Consider the following 21,373-nt stretch of genomic DNA (forward strand, 5'->3'; position numbering starts at 1 on the left):
CCCATATAAACGATACAAGTAAAAATCATTAACATCGTCAGGTGTTAGAAATAATCCAGACGCTTTATTGTAGTAGTGTAAATAAGATGAAGTGGCATCAAGAACTGTATTGTCTAAATCTACACCAATATGCATACTTACAACTCCCTAACCTAGCTAATTTTCAAAGCAAGTGAACCCCTTAATATATTCTTTCTAAACAATTGCCACTCCGTCATTATCTTTACATCACTATACCATATGTTGGAATAAGAAAATTGCCATAAAAAGAAGCATCCAGACTAATCCCTGAATGCTTCTTCATGCCTAACACTTCGCTTTTTTGTTCACCACAGCCTCAGCCTGGAAGCATTGACAGTAAGAAAGGTTTCTTCATTCCCCACCGACGACTTGCAGCGCATCAAAATTAATGTTGGAACTGGAGGAAGCCGGATTTTTCTCGCCGATTCGCTCATAACGAATCATATGCACGCCTTTCGTTAGCACGCCGGTATAGTAAATCTCCTGCTGGGCCTTCCAGGCCGAACTATAATTGTCCACCGTCGTTTGGTACACGCCATCTACATAAATTTTTGCTTTTCCTTGAGCGTTCGAGCGTACCCCAAGGATTTTAGCCCCTGTACCATAGAACGGAATGTCCACATAGGAACCATCGGCCGTTGCGGTTCGGGAACTCCCTCCGATTTGTCTTTCATCATTCCCCAAATACCATGTTCCCGAATACGATACGACCGAACTCAAGCTATCGATCCACTCATCCTCCGGACGGAGAATGGTAATAGTCTCGGAACCTTTTGAAATATTATTGTATGCGTCTATCGTATACACTTTATAGTTGCCCGTCACGAAACCCGTCGTATCCAACAGGCCGTATACCCCTTCCGTAACCGTCGCCGTAGTGCCATTTATAGCCGCTCCCGCCGCTTTGACAGCCACTTGTGTCGCTGCCGTTGCACTTGGCACCAGATATAACATACCGCTTTTGGAGCTTGTCGCCGCGATCGGCGTCCCCGCAACCAATAGACCGGCGGTCACATGGGAGAGTTCCGGTTGGATCTGATCTTCACCGATGACTTGCAGCGCATCAAAATTAATGTTGGAACTAGAAGAAGCCGGGTTTTTCTCACCGATTCGCTCATAACGAATCATATGCACGCCTTTCGGTAGCACGCCGGTATAGTAAATCTCCTGCTGGGCCTTCCAGGCCGCACTGTAATTGTCCACGGTCGTTTGGTACACGCCATCTACGTAAATTTTTGCTTTTCCTTGAGCATTGGAGCGTACCCCAAGAAGTTTAGCCCCTATACCATAAAACGGAATGTCCACATAAGAACCATCGGCCGTTGCGGTTCGGGAACTCCCTCCGATTTGTCTTTCATCATTTCCCAAATACCATGTTCCCGAATAACTCACGAAAGGATGTGTACTATCTACCAACGTCAGATCGACAGGCATAATCTGAACAGCCGAGCCGCTCGAAATTCTCTTATCCATGTCCACCGCGTACAGCATATACTTTCCTGCAGCCAGGCCATAAGTAGCGAGTGTAACCGATACTCCCTCCGCAGCTTGCACCCTAATGCCGTAGACCGTATCTCCAACCGTCATCACAGCAGTTTCCAGCGCCGGCAAAAAGGGAGGCGTCGTACTTGGAACAAGGTATAGGAAGGCGTCTTTGGAACTAGTTGCCCGCACGGGTAACCCTGTCCCAACACCGATCGGTGTCACATCGGTTAATACCGGCGGTTGCAGATCCGCCATCGTAAAAGTAACACTAGCGGTTTGGTTTGTGGATATATAGACAGCATCGGATACGGCCATCCCATACCCCGACTTGACGCCGGTTACTCTCTGCCAACCAATCGGTACAAGCGGTAGCGTAAACTCGCCAGCAACGTCGGTTGTTGCGGTGATCGTGCTGTATCCGGTCAAATGAACGGCCGCGCCTTCGAGCGGAATACCATCCGAATCATAGATGGTGCCCCTTATCGTACCTGTTGCCGTTTCGTTAGACGGCCATGAGCCTTCTGCCGCTTCCACATTGGCGATGCGGAAGTGGTGCGTACCGCTCCAGCTCGTCATCGGATAGTACTTCAACTCCGAACGGCCATCCTCGTAAACAGTAAAGCCCGGATCCTGATGGTCCAGGACAAGCAAGGTTTTCCCCTGATCGGCCCGAACCTCCATAATCTTATAGCCTGTCGTCGATTGGTCCGGATGAGTCACGACCACATAACCGCCCGCCGCCGCTTGGGGAACTTCCGCCGCAGTCACAAGAGCATCGTAAGGATCGCCATTTACCTTACGTTGTGTGCCAATGATCGAACCGGTGGCGGCGCTATTCCCAGTCAAGATCTTGTCGCCCTTCTGCAGCAGCGCGCCATCCGCCAGGCGCATCTCCGTAATCTCTCCGTTGACCAAGCGGATAAAACCCCTTTTGCCCTCCATACGGAGATCCCCGACGATCAAGGCCTGATCCGTGTAGTTCGGCGCACTGAGTACGATATCCCGGGTATTCCCATAGGTAATCGATACCGCTACTTCGCCGGTGGTTAGGTCGGATTTCAACATATCCACCACCTCGATTTGAGGTGCTGCTGCCGCGTCCAACGGCTCCATCACCGTGACAAAGTTACTTTTCAGATCGGTGCCTTCTCTGCGCAGCACCAGCTTCGGCATGGTATACTTCTCTGCATCTACATTATTGTCAAAGCTCAGTCCTCCGGTCCGTGCTGCCCGCAGAGAAGGCGACTCGCCGATAAACAATTCATTATCGCCCGCATCGACAAATCCTGTAATCCTTAGCCCCGCATTTTCACCGGTTTCACCCTGGGTCTTCAGGGTTACTTCATACTTGCCGTCCGGCACAGGTGCAGAACGAACATCTCGCACGTACATATACCCATAATATTGGTTATCGCTTATCGTACCCGTATCCGTCTGGCTCACAGGCGGAGTAACCACTGGATTTCCGGAGAGCAAATAGGGGCCGTAATCCGTTAAGGGCAAATCGGTTTCAAACGTTGCCGTTCGATTCGCATCCCCTCCTAATGTATACTCATGTCTGGCTCCGCCGGCTACGCGGAATAAATCGACCACATACCCCTCACTGCCTGATGCTCCGTTAAACCCGATAAACCACGGTTCTCGGCCATACGCCGTCGTTTCGGGATATGCATTTTCCTGATGCGCACTCACGACTTGAACCCCATCGGACATTGCAGTAAATGCTTCAAGATTTCCCCCGCTCTTCCCGCCAAGTCCCGTTAACGCATCCTTGCCATTCACAACTACCGTATTATGCGCCAATGTAGAAGCCGTCCATTGTCTATAATTCGTATGCGTGTACCCGATATCCGGCAGCAGCTCTTGTTCTTTCGCAAATAGGCTCATATTTAACGGATCTTTATGGTCATGACCGTTGTAGGGAGAGAACTTCATGTATAACTGATTCTGACTTAACCCGGTACCGCGGGTTAACTTGGCGATCCCAGCCGCAGGTTTAAGCAGAGAAGGCGTGCTGAGCGAGACCGTCGCCTTCTCAAAAGCCCATGTATCATTAACCGGGAAAAAACCGCGGTTCGGATACGCCAGTATGTTCCGAATGTTTACCATTTCGTCGATCTGCGGCAAGTACTCCCCTGGATTTAACTGGACATACCGTTCACCGGAACGCGGCGATTCATACTGTTCCGGATCCGTCCAACCCGCTGCCAGGGCGGCCCCCTTCTGGATGCCCAACACGGAATCCTTATGATAGCCAATCGATACTTCCTTCCAGAATCCGTCGAGCATGTACTGACTACTGGCATACTGCGCCATTAGTTCAACGGCTTCATGCATATATTTGGGCTCATTCAATGCCCGGGCGAGGCTCATTAAGCCATTCCAGTTGGAATACTCGATATTGCTCTTGATGACTGGATATGTATGGAAGAATGCAATGGAAGGCAAGAACATATCGTTAACGATCGTCTGATCGACATCATCGCCGATTTCCAGACTTAACAGTTGCAGCGCATTTGTCTTTTTGATTTCGGCATAGGCATCCGCAAGCGGAGCTAACGCGTTCAGTTCAGTCTGGCTCCACCTGGACCACATCCCGCCGTAGTAATTATATGGAGGACCATTAACCGTGGAAATAGGATACTGCGCCCCTCCGTCAATATCATTCACCGGTACCCATCCCTGATAGACTTGGGCAAAGCGATAAAGCAATCTGGCCGCTCCCAAAGGGTCGGTAGTCGAAAGTTCTTTCGTCCGTTTGATTAAATATTCCCGTTGTAAATGCCAGAGGTGCGCGGACAAAAAGTAACGACGGCCTTGCGAATCTTCATAGTACGGGTAGTCTACGGTCTCCCCTTTCCTATTGACCACCGTTAAGTGGTTATCCTCGGGATAAAGCGGGTTCGGATATTCGATTTTCTCGCTGTCGGTGGAAACGATTTTCCACGGATTGGCAGGGCTCCAGCTAAAGTTAACCGATCGTTCCGATAACTCGGGTTTGTGTGGAACCCAGACAAAGTTGAAACCCACCCTTTCCGGAACCAAAGCAAGCAGATTGGCGACTTCGGCAGAAGCGGGCTGCGCCGTAATCGCTCTCGGCGTTCCTTCGGCCTGCTGCGTCGGGTACAATTGATCCCCGGCTTCGATAAGGCTATATCTGTCAAAAGAAAGATGCAGGTCTTTGATCACCGAATGGCCTGGTTCATCGATACGAATCTGCAGTTGATACCACCCATTTTCTTTCGGTGCCGGATGAGTAAAAGAAAGCAACCGTTTGTCTCCAGCCTCTGCAATCGTTGCATCATTCAAAACGGTCTTTTCCCCGTAAGGTGAGGTCCAGATAAGCTGAACGGTTGAATCCCCGCTTAGTTCTGCGGCATCCAGCTCCAATATCTTTTCCGTATAATGCCGATAAAGCAACCGGGCATTCTCAGGCGTCCATTCGACAGTCGGCTTCCCGATACCCGGCATTTCCGGGATTTGGTTAAAAAAGAGACTTCCCAACCGCCCTTCATTGCTTACATAGGCATCAAGAATAGCGCGTCTGTTTTCCCTTCCGTTGTAGTCCCCATCAATCACTTCAGAAACACGGATCGGAACCCATGAATTAAGCAACAGGGGGGAATCCGGACCGAAATAACGCAATACATTCATATGCCACTCATCGCCAGACTGAACAGAAGTCACGCCAAGAGCAGCGAAGGGGATCGCCATTTCAGCTGTCCAGCTGCCGTCCGGCCGCTTGGTTATCACAGGGGAAACGGCTTTGTTCGCGATCAGATCAATAATGTCTTGTTTATTATCGCGGATATCCCCGTTAGTGAAGTTTTTATAACGGATTCCAATCGGATAAGGACCTTGGGTCACAATAAGCGGAATTTGGTAAAATTTGTGATTGGTATTATCCGTACTGAGGAGAATGAACAAGCGTTCGGCTTCTGCTGGACTGCCTCCATCGGAATCGCCCTGTACGGAAATATACAAGTGATTCTGATCATAAAGCGTTTTCACGGTTGTGTCCGGCGATGCTGGCTGGTTATGAAAAACGGTCTGGAAATGAGCTAACCCGTAGACCTCGCTCCAGACGCTTTCGGAGAGCACCCCGTCTACCACAATAGGTTCGTTTGCCTGAGAAATCACACCCCTGCGGTTCGCTAGAGAGGTGACTTCCGGATAAGCATCATTTATTTGATTCACTTCCATATTTGCCTTTTTCACTCCCAGCATAGTGTTGTATCCCTGATCGGGCTGCAGGAATACGGATTCCCCGGATGCGACATCGAATAGCGTACCAAAGGTTAGCAGTATAATAAGCGAATGAACCAAACCCGCTTTTAAACACTTTTTCATGACTAAACCTCCTCATTTCATCGCTATTTTTGTTAAAAAAATAAGGAGATCTATCATCTCCTCATTTTGTTTCATTACTTGTTTTTTACATTTTCGATTTCCTTACCGATCTTTTCCTGCGCAGTGCTTAAGACCGTATTGATATCGCTCTTCCCTGTTGCTACATCAATAAAGGCATCGGAAATTATTTTTTGTGTCACCCCAGCTTCAATGGGAATCAGTCCCTCTTTTCGCGCAGGCATTGCTTCGGTATTTTTGTGATAAAAAATCGCCGAAATATTTTTTGTCTTCAGAACCTCGCTATTCTGTCCGAAAGCTTGTTGAACCTCAGGGTCGATTAATGAAGTCCCTCTTCCTTCTTTCGAATGCTCCAGCTGCACCTCCTTAGATAGTAAATATTGAATGACTTCAAACGCCGCTTCCTTGTGCTTGCTTTGTTGAGTAATCGAGAAATAAGCCGGAGGCGGTATCGAACCCGCGTTAGGTTTTTCCTTAAACACGAGAAGGGAAACCATATCCCAGTTCAAATCGGCCGGAAACGAACGGACACTTGTATTTAACTGTGCCAGCAGCATGCTAGCGGTGCGTTCCTTAATAAACTTACTTTGGTCGGCAGCGGAGTTTGCGCCTATAGGATTGCCGACCGTTGGATAGAAGCGCAGTAAATTGTCGAACAGAGGCTTCCATTTTTCGGTGTCATTCATCTTATTGGCACCGGGATCCAGGGCAGGAACAGCAAGCTGATTATCGCGCAAATACTCCGTATAAACCGCGCTGAAACCCTGATAATTCACACCGCCCTCAACCCGGTTCAGCTTATTGGCGATTTCATACGTTTCATCCCACGTCATGCCATTCTTCGGAAAAGGAATCCCGAATCGATTAAATAAGTCTTTGTTGTAGTAAAGGACATAAGGACTTATGAGATTGATCGGTAAACCGTACACCTCACCCTTAGTCGCTCCGGCATTATTAGCCAGTTGTTTAAAATATAACGGATTGAAAATGCTGGTATCGTACTTATTCTTTTTAATAAGCTCATTTAAATCATAGCCGAGCCCCAGATCCAGATACTCTGATTGAATCAACGTACCCGCTACGCGGACGATATCCAAAATTGATTGACCTCTTCATCCGTCAGATTGGTGTACAAAACCAGCGTAACCGGTTCGGCGGGCTTGCTTGTCGCCGTTGAAGGCTCGTTGGGCGGAAGTGTCACCTCCTTACTGCTGCAGGCTGTCATCGTGTAAAGCATAGTCATTGAAACCATAAAACAGGCTGTCTTTTTCGTTTGCTTGCCCCCATTTATTTGTACAAGACTATAGAAACCGCTTACATAACGCAAAGCACTTTATCCATAAAATCGATTCCTTCTAGATCAACCCTGTACCAGCATAATAAAATAAGCGATTTGAAACCATTTCAATGAGGCGTAGTTATAGATACAAGCGTTTTATGTAGTCGTATTCGCGCCTTCATTCACAATTCAACATCACATCTACACGATATCTTATTGCCATTATATATGGATTGAAAGAAAAGTGTCAATGAATTTAAATTTTTAAGAACTTTGTTCCAGGAGTTTGGGCTGACGGAACCCTACCTTGTATAGCTCAGCCAAAACGCGAAAAAATCGGACAATAGCAAAGAGGCCGGAAGACGGTCCCGACCTTTACTCCGAACGATCCAAAGACTATAACCACGCTTTAAGCTTCTCGCGAACTTCTTCTTCACCGGCAATTCCGGAGGAAAAAAGCTGCAGTAACTGGTGAATCGCTTCGATTGCCTTGATGCTTAATTGGCTTTCCGAAATCGTACGATACGTAGGGATAATCTCCCGGTAAAGCTGGTAACGTGATGGCGCATTCAAACCGGCTCCAAGAGGTAGATCAGCCACTGTACCCGATCCTGGAATGCTTAATGTATTTCGCTGAATAATTTCCTGTCCTTTGTGCGATGAGAGAAAGTCAACAAAGACTTGTGCGGCCTCAGGCACGCTTGTCTTGCTATAAATGGCCACCCCCTGCCAAATCAACAGGGTGCGGGGGTCGGTAAAATGAGGAAGCGGGGCAATATCATAAGGAATAGAAGCCTCTTTAAACTCATTCAAAAGAAAGTAAGTAGACATAAACATCGATATTTTTCCTTCGGCAAAAAGGGTTAGAGCCGTTCCCGAACTCAATAACCCGGGCATGACGCTGGCTGTTTCCAGCAAAGTGCGGCTAAATTTCAAAACTTCCATCACATCATCTGCCGACAGTCGATCTTTTCTCTCCTTCCCCTTCTCCTTATGCAAAATTTTCTGCAAAAGAATAATAGGCCATCTATTGAATGAATTTTGAAAATCAAAATAAAAGCCGTACCGTTCGGCTCCTTTAGAGAGTACATCGCTATGGTGCAGTAAGTCCTTCCACGTCCAACCGCTATGGGGTTCAAGTAACCCGGCCTCTTGAAAATGCTCCTTGTTGTAACAAAGGATTACCGGAGAATAAGCAAGAAGTCTGACATAGCTGGTTCCGTCCTCCAATAGCTTGTCTTGTATGGATGGATAAACTCCACTCTGAAGTGGAAGCGGCTGCAGCATATCTAGCCGATCATTCTCTCGCATGTTCTGGTAGTAAATTTGATTCATCAGGATCATATCGAAGCGACCGGTTGACAACAAATCATCCGTCATATTGGATGCTCGATAGTCATCCGTAATTGCAATCGGATTTATTTGGATGTGCGGATAATCCTTATGAAATTCAGACAAAAGCGTTGCGAGATCGAGATCCCGATTCATTTTGGTATGAACACCGAAATGCACCGTTTCCTTCTTGATGACCTTACTGCCAACCCGGCGCGTTTTGACGATAAGCCCTTCTTCGGCAAGAATATCAAGCGCTTTCGATACTGAATTCGTCCCCACGTCAAACCGGTCAGCCAGTACTTTTTCAGCTGGCAAAAACGTATCCGGCGCATATTTACCCGAGAAGATTTCTTCGCGAAGGGAATGTACCATTTTCTGCATCCGATCTCTATGTGTTCGTCGGCTTGGCTTTTGCATCCTATCAAACTCCTTATTACCTATAATTCCTCTCCCCCATAATAACAATACCAAGATTTGATTGCAAGCCTTCACCACAACTACACGATATCCAAAACATCCCTTTTCTGTACAATATTTTCTGAAACCAGTTATAAAAAAGCTGAGACTCTCCACCGCGGCGAACCCACTTTTCGAGAAACTGGATCTTAAAACGATCTATACGCCGGCCGGAGATCCGACCGGCATCGTTTTATTTCACGACGTGAACGATCAGCTTCTCACTGGATATCGCCCCCGTCGCTTTCACCAGCTCCGCCCGGTATTCGTACGCGCCTGGCGGCTTGCCTTGCATCGTCGTTACGGCCCGCTGCGCTCGAGGCGTCCGGACGGCCAGCGTCTGCGTATCGATCAAAGCTCCGTTCTCGTATAGGAGGTACGTCGAACCGTTCGTCACCGTCTCGCGAGTCGGGACCCTGCTGCTGTAGGCGATCGTTGCCGTCGGAGGTGATTTGTCAATTCCGATCAGAAGCTGCTTCGCCGTCTCCACATTGCCCGCCCGGTCCACGGAGCGGTAATCCAGCGCATAGACGCCGTCCGTCTGCAAATAGACCGAACCGGTTACCGTCGTCCAGGCTCCCCCGTTCAACCGGTACTCCGTCCGGTCGACGCCGGAGAGCAGGTCATACACGTCGAACGTAACGGTTACGGCGTGGTTGTTGAACGTCCCCGGCCCGGTCACGCCCCCAACGGTCGCCTTCGTAACCGGCGGCACGAGGTCGACAGCCCCCATGAAAGTCAACGTGTAGGTGCCCGTAGGCCCGGTAAAGTACAGAACGCCCCCGGCCTCGCTTACTTCTCCATAGGACTCCCCGCTAACGCCGGAGATTTTCCACGTGCCGGTCGCAAGGTCCGTCACGACATATTGCCGCTCTCCTCCCCCGTACACGGAGAAGGACACGGTCCCTTGCTCGCGTACGCCAGCCTTGCTGAACAATACGGCGTAATCGGCGATCGCAGCGCCGACCATCTTCTCCGAGTCGATCACTCCTGCCTGCAGCGGAGCCGTGCCGTCATTGTCCATCACCTGCAGCACGTTCAGGAAACGGTCCGTCTCGCTTGCCGCCGCCGGCGACACTTGTACCCGCCAAGCTCCCGCCTCAACCGTATGTTTGCCCGGCGCGCTCCGCGTTGCCTGCGGATAATTCATGCCGAATACGTCGAACTCGTGTCCCGGCCCTCCGACTTTCTCAATCACAGCGCCCCCCGGACCTGGCAGCAGCGTCTCGTTGACCAGTTTTCCTTCGTAGCCGTCCCCGCTGCGCATGATCGTCGTCGTGTTGCCGTCCACCTGCGGCTCTTCCATACTGTGCAGGAGCCAGTATTTTTTGAAATTCGGGTCGGACGCCTTCACTTTATCGTAGACGAGCATCGCGGCAGGGTGATCGGCATCCTTCAGGTTCAGGAATACGAAGGAACGCTCGTACTGCTGCACTTTGTCGGTATAGGCGGCAGTCAGATCCCCTTTGATGTAGCTGAAATTCGGCGAATGCAAGTCCGGGCCGAACTGGTGTCCGACGACCGGACTGACGTAATTATTTTTGCCGAGCAAATCCTCGATCCCGGTCGCTCCGGGGGTATAGCGCTGCCCGCCGTCGTTCGCCCAGTCGCCAAACTGCGGTTCGGCCGGGTCGTAGACGAGCATCGCATTATGCGCGATCGTCCGTTTGTAGTAGTGCCTGTCGTGCTCGCTGCCATACTGACCGTTCGTTCCCCCGTACATGCCGGAGTCGATCGCCAGGCCACCCTTGTAATAGAGCTGGAAGCTGCCCGAATCGAGATGCTGGTGGTTGCCGAACTGGTAGCTGCCGATCTTCATCTCGGCGACGACGTCGGAAGAACGTCCTTCCGTACCGTCGGCGTCCCAGCCGGTTCGCGCGATCATCGTGCCGTAAGGGAAACCGAAGTAACGGGTAAGCGGCAGCTCGCCGATCGGCTTCGCCGGCAGATCCGGCTCGACGAACAAAATTTCCGACAGCAGATCCGAACCCGGCGTATACTGCCTCTTAAATTCATCCAGCAAGTAAGGATCTTTATAATACGAAGCCGCGAGCATAAGAGCCGGCATATATTTCCAATATACCCCAGGAGCGTTGTTGTGCCCAGTCCCCGTATCGCCGTCTATGAGCATTTGTCCGTCCGGACGGCGAGAATAGATGCCGCGCAAGATGACGTCTCCCTGTTCGGGAACGAAGACGCTGCCGTGCCCCATCCGGTCGAACAGCCACTGCGCCCACAATTCCGGGGTGTAACGGACGCCGAAGCCGTAAGCCATGCCTTGATGGTGCATACCGGACAAATACCAGAAGTTGCGAGCCGGCACGTATTCTTCGAAAAACCGTTTGGCGGACAAATCGTACATTTCCGGGTCCTCGTCATAGATCGCCGCGCCTGAGATCAGAAGATCCTTCATCAGCTGATTTTCCGAATAATGCCCGCTTATCGCGCCGTACCGGATATTCGGATACCCGATCGACATTTGACCAGCCAGACGTTTCAAGCCCGCTATTATTGCCGTCTTTTCGTCTTCCTCCAGAAGCGGATAACACCAGTCGTAGACGAGCGCCGCCGCGAACATCGTATCGCCGATCGGCCGGAACGTATCCGGTCCGCCGTAGACGACGGTATCCATGAAGTTTTGGATCGCTTCGATGGCAAGACGTCCGCTTGCAGCATCTCCTAGCAGCAAATATTTCATCGCATTAAATTCGATCGCCTGCTTCGTGCTGGCGGAGTAGTTGATTCCCCCGGGCGGCGGCGGATCGAGCCAACCCGGCGGCTTGCCCAAGCCGATATTAATGAGCTTCCAGTTTTGTCCGTCTGCAGAGACATAGATATCGAAATACGAAAAGCGCGTATTGCCGCTGTGCCAGGCGATATCCACCTCGTTGACCGATTGGACGGAGCCGAGATCGTAGACGATCCATTCCTCGGGTCCTTCCGCCGACCAGCGGGACTCGGCGTCCAGGTTGCCGTCGATCGTATTGTTGCCGTCATACTGACGGTCCTGGCTGCTCCAGGTCACGCTCTGTACCGGAAGCTTCACTTTCCCGCCGGCCGTGTCTTGCGAATAAATCTCCGTCTCGGTGATCGAGTTCCATTGGTTGACCGAGTTGCCTCTGCCGAACAGCTTCACATAACGGGCCTGCTCGGCGGACGGGAACGGATACGGCTCGAATCCGAGCGTTGCGCCGCTGCTTTTCCCGGTATATACCGGTATGTAGCTGCCTTGGAGAAGCTTCGTCCAGATCGGCTGGAAGTGCGGCGTCGCGATTTTGTCCTGCAGCTGCGTCACCAGCTCCGGCGTTACGTACAGCCTCGGGTGTGCCGCCGGCGGCTTCGGCATGCTTTCCGTCGTGACATTGTCCTTCACGGGCATTTGCAGGTCGACCGAGGCGTAATTGCCGCCGTTCACCGCTACAGGAAACGTCGTCGTGTAGTAGCCCGGCTTCACGGCACGAGCCAGATACCGTCCGTTCACGACCTGTCGGTCGAGCGTAAAGGTGCCGTTCGCCGCCGATACCGCTGCGCCGAGCGAAGCCGTGAAGCCGGCGTCGTTGTCGTCGTACAGCGATACCGACGCTCCGGCCAACGGCGTCGACGTTCCGGGCACGCGAACTGTGCCGCCCACCGTGTAGCGCTGTGCGGCGGTGTCTTTCGCGATCGCCAGATCGGCGCTCACCGGGCTTGTGCCAACCTGCGCGCCGACCGTGCCAGCCAAGTATCCGTCCTTGGACACTCTCACGACATAGCTGCCGTCCTGGACTCCTTTGCCGAACGTATACTTGCCTGCGGCGTTAGTTACCGCTTTATCGATCGGCTCCAGAAAGCCCGAATCCGTCGCCTTATACAGATACGCGTTCGCCCAAGGAATGTGAGCTGCATAGGTCGCATCCGTCACCGTGCCCTGAAGCATCGTCTTGTCCGTTAAGCTGACATCATCGAAATACATAACCCCGACGTTGGCCCCGGAGGAATATAAGATAATGCTCGCTTTCGCGGCGCCCGGCGGCGCGACCATCGAGACGGTCACCGTCTGCCACAACCCTTGGGTGACGCCCTGCCCTTTGCTCACCTGATCGAGCTGAACGCCCGCCGCATTGTAGAAACGCAAATAAAGAGCTGCTGAGCCGCTGTCCACCCTCACCCGCGCCTCAGTTGTGTAGCTTTTGCCGGGAACAACGGGGAACTTGTCGCTCTCCATGCCCAGCGAGCTCTGGGTGCTATTGTCGTCGAGCTTCAGGCTGTAGGAGCCGGAAAATTTCGGATCGGTCACAACCGTCATCCGCTGAGCGCTGCCAAAGGCGGCGTTCCAATTTTGAAGTCCCGACTCGAAACCTCCGTTCGCGATCAGGCTGACGGCGCTAAGGCTGACCGTGTCGAAATAAACCCGGCCGACGTTCGCCATACCGGTAGCCAACACGACGGCGACCTCCGTCGCCCCTGCTGGAGGCTCCGCGGATATCATCACGTCGGTCCAGGAACCCAGTGGAGACGACTTCACCGCCGACACGCTTTTGATCACCGTTCCGGCCGCATCGTAGAAATATAAATAGATCATGCCATGTCCGCTGATCATATTCATTTTGGCGGACGCCATATACTGCTTGCCCGGCACGACCGGATGACGGCCGCTGCTGATGGCGTACCCGGAGGTGCTCTCCTTGTCATCGATGCGCAGACTGAAGCCTCCGGAATGGTAATGCTCGCTCGTGACGACTATATTGGCGGCATTGCCGAACAGACGGCTCCAGCCTACAAGTCCGGACTCGAATCCCCCGTTCGTTAAAGCAAGCGCTTCGGCCTTCACTTGCGCCGAAAACGGCGGGAGCATTCCGAGGCACAGCAGCAGCACAAGCAGCCATATCGTAGCTTTCTTTTTCAACACTCGATCCCCTCTCGATCTCGATTAGAACAAGGCGGGCCAACACCTCGCTTGCTCTCGCGCACCTTTCCCGTTGTGGAGCACGAAAACAGCATCGGTCATAACGGCGTAAGCAAAGGAACTGTACCAGTCCCTCGCCTGCGCCAATGCCGTATCGTGCTGTCATCGTCGTATCCGTTCCCGGCGTTACGGCTACTTCTGGCTTTTGAGCTTCGCAAGCTCCGCTTTCAGCCGCTCGTCGAGCTCGCGCAGCGCCGTATTCATATCAGCCCCGCTGCCCGCCACTTTCACGAACGTCTCGGCCATCCAATCTTGCTGCGTAATCCCTGGTATGTCGATCAGATCGGCTTTCCGTTTCGGCGTAAACGTTACCGGAGGATACAAGTTGATTGCATTCATATTTTTCTTGCTGTAGACCGGATGCCCTTTGCCGAGCTCATCCATAACTTCCTTCTTGGTTAGCGTCGTCGGCAACCCTTTCCTAGAGTCCGACATCTGCATCTCGTCCGACAGCATCGCCGTAATAATCTCGAACGCTTCGTCCTTATGCTGGCTCGTATTCGTAATCGACCAATAGGCCGAGCCGCGCTGCGGCATCAGCTTCGGCGCCCCCGTCTGCAGCGGGTAGGATACGATATCCCAGTTCACTTCCGGCGGGATCGTCAAGTAGACGCTGTGCTGGTTGACCATCATCGCCACCTTGCCTTTGCTGAACGCCGTATTTTCCGCCGCGGCCGTCTTCTCGATCGCATTGTTCGGAATCTCATAGAACCGCTTGAAATTCGTAAACAGCGTCTTCCACTTCTCCATATCCGAGAGCTGATCGGCATTCGGATCGAGAATCGGGTGGGAGAACGGATTGTCCCTCAGCATCGCGGTCGTATTGGCGCTGAATCCCCGGTATACAGTGCTTCCCTCGGTCCGCGACAACTTTTTGGCGAGCTCGTACACTTCATCCCAAGTCATGCCGTCCTTCGGATAAGGCACGCCAAACTTGTCGAACAGATCCTTGTTGTAATAAAGCACTTGCGGAAAATAAGGCGGAACCGGCAATCCGTATATCGCTCCCGTACGGCCGACCGTCACGATCTCGTCCATAAACACTTTATTGAACCGGTTCAAATCGTACTTGTTCTTCTTGATCAATTCGCTCAGATCGTATCCGATCTTGTAATCGAGATAACCGTTGTACAACGTGGGAATGTCGGTCCGGATAATATCCGGTATTTTGTTCTGGGCGACCAGATCAACGATGGTCGAGCCTTTCGCGGCTTGGATATATTCGATCGTGACGTGAGGGAATTTCTCCTGCAGCATCCCCCGGAACCGGTCGTCGAACTCGGCGGCCGTCACACCGTTTGTGAATATCGTTAACGTGATCGGCTTTTTCGGTTTTACTTCGGCCGGCTCCCCGGCTTTGCCGTCCGTCCCCGTACCGCTCCCCTGATTGCTGCACGCCGAGACCAGCACAGCCCCGATCAGCGCAAGCGCGACCCCTGCATTTTTTATGTTCTTCTTCATGTTCGCGTCGTACCTCCATCGTTTTTCATTCATTAAATTTCCGAATATTCAGATAATATTTGCCATAGATACTCCTGTTTACCTCAATAAACGGGCTCTCATCCCAGAGTCGAACACGATTGCCAGAAAGATAGCGCTTTCATTATGACGCGATTCAGCATCTCTCCCGCTTCGTCCTGATCCCCCGTGCCGGAGGAGGAGGCATGCCATCGGCTCAGCTCTCCTCATACTCGCTTAAATTACCTCGTCCGCTTACACCCACTGTTCCTCAAGACGGGAGCAAAACTGCTCCTCTTCATCAAAACCGGCCATATGCATCCGTACTTCCCAGACGAGCTTCCTCATCTCCGCCTCACTGATCCGCAAGTCCGAGCAAGTACGTATCGTCGGTAAAATTTCCCGGAACATCGAGAAACGGGATGGTCTCCGCAGCGTTTCCTCTCCGACCCATTCCGCGGCTGGCTTCAAAGCAGGCAGCGAATAGGTATGGCGGCGAATCGCAAGCTGGGTGTCGTAGGACGTCAGAAACTCGACCAGCGTTCGTGCAGCTTCGCGCACCTCCGTTTTCCGGTTGATGCAGAGACCGATATTTACGAGCAGCGTCTTCGGATCTCCCGCATGCGGAATTGGGGATAGATCGAACGAAACCTCCGAATCCTTAAACGCATTGAGCCGAAAATAAGTGGTCAGGATCATGGAAGACTTATTGTTCATAAACAGCTGATCCGCCTCGTTATCGGACGTGACGCTGCCGTCGAACAGAATCGGGAACTTCTCCTTCATCGTTCGTGCGAGCCGCAACACCTCGCTCATTTTGCTTCTGTCGATGCGAGGCTTTCCGTCTTTCCCTTTGGCAAATGTGATGCCGTGCTGCAAAAACAACAACGGAAAACGATTGACCGAATAAAACAAGTACGCCAGACTAACCCGCTCCTTCGGCACATCCAGATCGCCCGCATGCTCGATCAGCTTCCGCCAAGTCCACATGCTGTCTGGCTCCAGAACCTTCTTCTCCATAAAATGATCGCGGTTGTAACACAGAACGACCGGAGAGAATAGAAAAGGCTGCACGAGCAGTTCGCCGTCGACTTGGAACGCTTCGGTCAAGAACGGATACATCTCCGGGTTCGGCTCCAGCCGCTGCAGACGGTCCAGATTGCCCGTTTCCCCGAGTTCGCGAAATAGAGTTTGGTTAATCGTCACTATATCGAGCATCCCGTTATCCATATATTGCGTTATGTTGTCCACCGTATTGGCCGGAAGCACCACCTCCTGCACGTTGATATGCGGATAGAGCGTCCGGAATCTCGTCAGCAGCTCCGGGAGGCCGGTCTCGCCGGGAATCGTGTTCTGGTAGCACAGCTTCACCGTCACGTTCTCGGTGAGTGCAGGGGCGGTCACTTTATTACCGACCCGCGGTATTTTCTCGATCAAGCCTTCGGTTACTAGAACCTCCAAACCTTTGCGCACCGACTGGTTGCTTAGCCGGTATTGGGCGGCCATATCTTTCTCGGGGGGCAAGAACTCCCCGTCGGCTCTTTTGCCGCTTCGGATCTCACTTCGTAAAATGCCGACCATTTCATCCAACCGCGATTGAAACGTTAATCGGCTGGGACGTTTCCTCATGTATTTCCCCACCATTCCGACTAGCCGGCTGTCGTCCCTCCATACAGGCATTCGGACGCAGCTCGACCTATTACCTAGATCGTAATGTACGCGTAATTTGCTGTCAATCAGCAGTCGGACGGTCGGCTTGCTTCGTTGCTGCTGTTCTCCTGGTACAGTGCCGATTTTACGTGATCGTAAGCTTTAATCTGGGACGATAGGTTCTGTGAGATTTATGATCTTGATGTAGAAGGAGCCGGAGTACGCTTGTTAGGTGCTGGGCGGGCTGAAGACCGAGGTGTCGCTATACAAACCAGATATTCATCATGTAATGTGTTATAAGAACCTTCTAATCCAGAAAATCCTCGCCGCACACCAATTGTAATTTATAAGAGGTTTGTTAATTCGAATCATACAGCCAATTTCACGACCAGTCAATATGTTTTTAACGAAATTTACCTGCCTTTTATTTAAAAGCTTGGTTTCACTCCTTTACTATCTAAAACATACAAATCACATAAACATCAATTTATTGGAAACGTAGATTTCAAAACTAAATAAATGGCTACTTACAAATCACAACAAATCCACTCGGGCATCTGAAAGCAGGAACCTGTGGACTTGCAATCAAAAACGTGTATACGTATCTTTTGGAAGGCATTACAGGAACGGACGGCAGGCGATCTGGAGACACGGCATCGACCGCAAGCTCGTCGAGCAGCCAAGCTCTGGGCGGGGAGCAGCAGGCGGCGAGGGTTAAGGAGACGCTCCAAGCGGAGCTGTCCGATCGGGAAGCGATCGAGTATTACGAGTGTTATCTGCGGCCAATTTCACTTTACAGAAGGGACAAAACGCTAAGCATTTTGGCTGTCTTCCGTAATTTTCTCCAATACTACATTCACTCTTTCACCCCCAACATTTTCGCACCTGTTTATCATGATCCATTTACAGGAGAATAAAACAAAGTACAAGGTCAGCCGCTGTTCTATTTTGGCAATCGTTCTGTTTCATTGATACTAGCACAACCACGACATTTTTCGACCATATCGAGACCGTATTGTTATATTCTTTTCCTGATAGGTTTGATATGATTAAATAACAATTATTCTTGCGGAGAGCGGGCGACAACATGAGTCGAATTTTAATAGTCGATGATGAGTCTGACATTCGCTCGCTGATTCGCCTTCACCTGGAGCGTGCGGGCTTGGAAATCATCGAAGCCGAGTCGGGACGACAAGCGATTGAGCGGATTCAGGAGCATCCTATTGAATTAATGATTTTGGACTTAATGATGGACGAGGGGAATGGCTTTGAGGTACTTCACTATTTGCGAGAAACCAGTTCAAAAATACTCGTTATCGCGCTTAGCGCCAGACGAGAGGTGCAGGATAAGGTGGACACGCTCGACTTGGGGGCAGACGATTATATCACGAAGCCATTTAGCCCTATAGAGTTGATTGCCCGTGTTCAAGCTCAATTAAGGAGGCATACTTCTCATACGTCGCATCAGTCCGTGATTATCAGATTGAACAACCTAGTTCTCGATATAGATAATTTAATTCTGCACAATGGCGGGATACGGCACCCATTAACCGAGATTGAGTGTCAGCTTCTACACTTATTTATGACAAATCCCGATCGCATCCTGACCAGGAGAGACATCTACCAGCATATCTGGAAGCATGAGAATTATGACAAAAATAACTTGAGTGTTTTTATCAACCGACTCCGCACGATACTCGAAGACACTGCCAATTCCCCGCTTCACCTTCATACCGTGCGTGGTATTGGATATCGTTTTTCGGGAGATAGACGATGAACAATCGCACAAAGCTATGGCTCGTCATGCTGATCAGTGCCGTAAGCAGTTTGATTCTATTTATTTTGCTTTCTATATTTGTAGGTACGATTTGGGTCAAGGGTTACAATTTGGAGAAGTTGAACTCCATTTCGCATGAGACACTGAATTTAATTGAGCAACAAAGCGCATTCGACGAGGATAACCTTCAGTTGCTGTTGGATTCGGTTCATAGCCAGAATCCGGATCTGCGCTTGGAATGGATCGCTCCTGACGGAACAGTAATCTATGATACTTCAGGAGAAACGGGACATTACGACTTCAAGCAATTAGTGGATCGTATGGTGAATATGCCGAACAACCTATGGGGCACCAACGAACCGATAACCCTCGTTTATTCCCTTAACCATAATGAGCAGTCCTATTATTTGCTTTTAAGTTTGCCCAGTGAAGCGATGCAAGCAGGGCAGTACTTCTTCTATACGCGTACGAACGAGGTCGTTTATACGCTAATCTTGCCCATCCTATTATCTGCCTTGGTGCCGTATTTTCTATCTCTATGGTTTTTCTCCTCTATCAATCGGCGCATCGACAAGCTGAATAAGGCACTCAATCAAGTCAATTTCCGAAGTGATATTATCGTGCTAGGGGACAAGTCGAAGGATGAGATCGGCCAGCTTACCCGGCATTACAATGAGATGGTTTATAGAATACAAAGTCAGGCTAGTCAAATCGAGCAATTCGAAAACCGGCGCAAGCTACTGCTGTCCAACATTTCCCATGATTTGCGAACACCACTAACCATGATTTTGGGCTATGCCGAAACGATTCGCACAGGTGCCTACAAAGATGAGGACGAGCTTCAGGCCGGTGCGAAAATCATACTACAGCGATCCCGCTACATGGACAATCTACTGGATCAACTGCTGGACATCTCGCGGCAAAATGAGGATTTACTCGAACTCCATTTTGCTCCGCATAACTTGTCCGAAATGTTGCGGAAGATCATAGTGGATTACCTGTTGATTTTAGATGGTCAGGGATTCACAATCGAAGTAGTCATACCCGAGAGTGACGTGGTAATTGATATCAATGAATCTCTTATCGAAAGAGCCTTTCGCAACTTGCTGGATAATGCCATTCAATACGGGAAAGATGGGTATTTCCTCGGAATCGAATTAACGGAAGAAGATGAGGAAGTGTACGTTACCGTCAAAGATCGAGGCAAAGGAATCTCGCCTGAGGATCGCGAGCAGATCTTTGAACGGTTCTATCGGGCTAACGGAGGAAGAAGAAGCCTTGGCCTTGGACTCGGCTTAGGCTTGTCAATCGTCCATGATGTTATAGAATCCCATCAAGGAAGTGTACGTTTGAGCAGCACTCCTTATTCGGAAACCTTGTTCCAAGTAAGGCTTCCGAAAAGGCAGCTGGGCTACCGGAATGATGATTAAAATGGCAGGGATTCAGATTAAATAATCGATTCAAATGTAATAGGGCACCCTTTGGGTGCCCTATTATCAGTTATTCATATATAAATCTCCAAAGACGCTTGTGCTTCTTTTCAATGTCTTCCCTTAAAACTGGAGTCATGTTTCTGATAACGGTGATCGCTTGCTTTAACCCTGCTTACTCTTTTGAGCGATCATCTTCAACAGAATCGTGACTGCCTCCGCTCTAGTTGCCTTATCATGAGGAGCGAATTTGTTCGAACCTTTGCCTGATATAAGGCCAAGATTCTTCAACACTGCTACCTGCGCCTTCGCCCAGCTTGGAATGTCTGCGTCATCCACGAAGTCGGTTACTGTATTCGTTTCCACCTTCAGTACTAGCGCTTTAGCGATCATCACAGCCATCTCTGTGCGTGTAATTTCTGCATCTGGATGGAAACTGCCATCCGAGTAGCCGTTAACGATGCCCGCTTGAACAGCTTGCTCTATCGATTTCTGCGCCCATGTTCCAATCTTCACCGAATCGGTGAACGCAACCTTCGCAGCTTCCTCTTGCGACTTCAACACCTTCATCAGCATCACCACAAATTCAGCCCGAGTGACGATGTTATTTGGCTTAAACGTGCCATCCCCATACCCGTTCACAATTCCGCTCTGTACTGCCTTATTAATGTCGGATACTGCCCAGTGCCCGGCTATGTCACTAAAGTTAACTTCCTTCGACTCGTCTATCGAGGGTGCTCCAATGGGCAACCCCGACGCCCGATCTACCACCAGCACAGCAAATTTCATGAAGTTGTCCACCTCTACGCTGATGCGATTGCCTTCGATTTTGCCGTTCTCGATTTTCACCCATGTTTTCGTAGCTTCATTATAGTAGAAAATCGCTACCGTTTGGTTGCTATTCACTTGGATTTGGTTAAATACCATAGCCAACGTAGCTGGCTTGTTGAGATTTTCAGGCGTATTCTTCTGGACGTCGAACACCGGGCTTACCGAAATTTCATGATGTGCAAAAAGATTTTGCGTATTCAATACCTTCTCAATGTTAATTTCCAACGGTTTGCTGGTAGCATTAGCCGGAATACGAATGAAGATCGCTTGATCCAAGCTCACTTCACCGGCGCTTCCTAACGGAAGCGTTAGTTTCCCATTCGTTGAGTAAATGGGGC

General features: G+C 50.5%; 9 protein-coding genes. 2 read left to right on the forward strand and 7 right to left on the reverse strand.

Annotated elements, in window-relative coordinates:
* Positions 1-372: 372 nt before the first annotated feature.
* The 6 genes from ABD796_RS15970 to ABD796_RS15995 all read right to left on the reverse strand — a co-directional run bounded on the left by ABD796_RS15970 (position 373) and on the right by ABD796_RS15995 (position 16,976).
* Positions 373-5,856 carry a heparinase II/III domain-containing protein gene (locus tag ABD796_RS15970; RefSeq protein WP_344909148.1) on the reverse strand — a complete coding sequence of 1,828 codons (5,484 nt, stop codon included), beginning with the start codon at positions 5,854-5,856 and terminating at the stop codon, positions 373-375.
* 74 nt (positions 5,857-5,930) lie between these two features.
* Positions 5,931-6,971 carry an extracellular solute-binding protein gene (locus tag ABD796_RS15975; protein WP_344909149.1) on the reverse strand — a complete coding sequence of 347 codons (1,041 nt, stop codon included), beginning with the start codon at positions 6,969-6,971 and terminating at the stop codon, positions 5,931-5,933.
* 578 nt (positions 6,972-7,549) lie between these two features.
* The gene (locus ABD796_RS15980) at positions 7,550-8,905 is read right to left on the reverse strand and encodes an extracellular solute-binding protein (protein WP_344909150.1); all 1,356 of its coding nucleotides are present in this window, start codon (positions 8,903-8,905) and stop codon (positions 7,550-7,552) included.
* A 232-nt stretch (positions 8,906-9,137) separates the two neighbouring features.
* Positions 9,138-13,829, reverse strand: a complete 4,692-nt coding sequence (gene hepB / locus ABD796_RS15985; RefSeq protein WP_344909151.1) for a heparin/heparin-sulfate lyase HepB — start codon at positions 13,827-13,829, stop codon at positions 9,138-9,140.
* Positions 13,830-14,021: 192 nt separating this feature from the next.
* On the reverse strand, positions 14,022-15,350 hold the full coding sequence (locus tag ABD796_RS15990) for an ABC transporter substrate-binding protein (protein WP_344909152.1): 1,329 nt from the start codon (positions 15,348-15,350) through the stop codon (positions 14,022-14,024).
* 252 nt (positions 15,351-15,602) lie between these two features.
* Positions 15,603-16,976 (reverse strand): extracellular solute-binding protein, encoded by a 1,374-nt coding sequence (locus tag ABD796_RS15995; RefSeq protein WP_344909153.1) that lies wholly within the window; start codon positions 16,974-16,976, stop codon positions 15,603-15,605.
* 1,108 nt (positions 16,977-18,084) lie between these two features.
* Here ABD796_RS15995 and ABD796_RS16000 point away from each other — a divergent pair.
* Both ABD796_RS16000 and ABD796_RS16005 read left to right on the forward strand, forming a co-directional pair.
* Entirely contained in the window at positions 18,085-18,774 is a 690-nt protein-coding gene (locus ABD796_RS16000) for a response regulator transcription factor (RefSeq protein WP_344909154.1), read from the forward strand.
* The gene (locus ABD796_RS16005) at positions 18,771-20,204 is read left to right on the forward strand and encodes a sensor histidine kinase (protein ID WP_344909155.1); all 1,434 of its coding nucleotides are present in this window, start codon (positions 18,771-18,773) and stop codon (positions 20,202-20,204) included. Before ABD796_RS16000 ends, ABD796_RS16005 begins: the two co-directional genes overlap by 4 nt.
* 165 nt (positions 20,205-20,369) lie before the next feature.
* On the opposite strand, the gene ABD796_RS16010 is transcribed toward ABD796_RS16005, so the two are convergent.
* Positions 20,370-21,317 carry an S-layer homology domain-containing protein gene (locus ABD796_RS16010; RefSeq protein ID WP_344909156.1) on the reverse strand — a complete coding sequence of 316 codons (948 nt, stop codon included), beginning with the start codon at positions 21,315-21,317 and terminating at the stop codon, positions 20,370-20,372.
* Positions 21,318-21,373: the final 56 nt, after the last annotated feature.

Source organism: Paenibacillus hodogayensis, from assembly GCF_039536325.1.
Classification (GTDB): Bacteria; Bacillota; Bacilli; order Paenibacillales; family NBRC-103111; genus Paenibacillus_AB; species Paenibacillus_AB hodogayensis.

Excerpts from the sequence above, each read along its gene's own strand:
- ABD796_RS15970 (WP_344909148.1), bottom strand. The coding sequence starts at position 5,856 with ATGAAAAAGTGTTTAAAAGCGGGTTTGGTTCATTCGCTTATTATACTG.
- ABD796_RS15980 (WP_344909150.1), bottom strand. The coding sequence starts at position 8,905 with ATGCAAAAGCCAAGCCGACGAACACATAGAGATCGGATGCAGAAAATG.
- ABD796_RS15990 (WP_344909152.1), bottom strand. The coding sequence starts at position 15,350 with ATGAAGAAGAACATAAAAAATGCAGGGGTCGCGCTTGCGCTGATCGGG.
- ABD796_RS15995 (WP_344909153.1), bottom strand. The coding sequence starts at position 16,976 with ATGAGGAAACGTCCCAGCCGATTAACGTTTCAATCGCGGTTGGATGAA.
- ABD796_RS16000 (WP_344909154.1), top strand. The coding sequence starts at position 18,085 with ATGAGTCGAATTTTAATAGTCGATGATGAGTCTGACATTCGCTCGCTG.
- ABD796_RS16005 (WP_344909155.1), top strand. The coding sequence starts at position 18,771 with ATGAACAATCGCACAAAGCTATGGCTCGTCATGCTGATCAGTGCCGTA.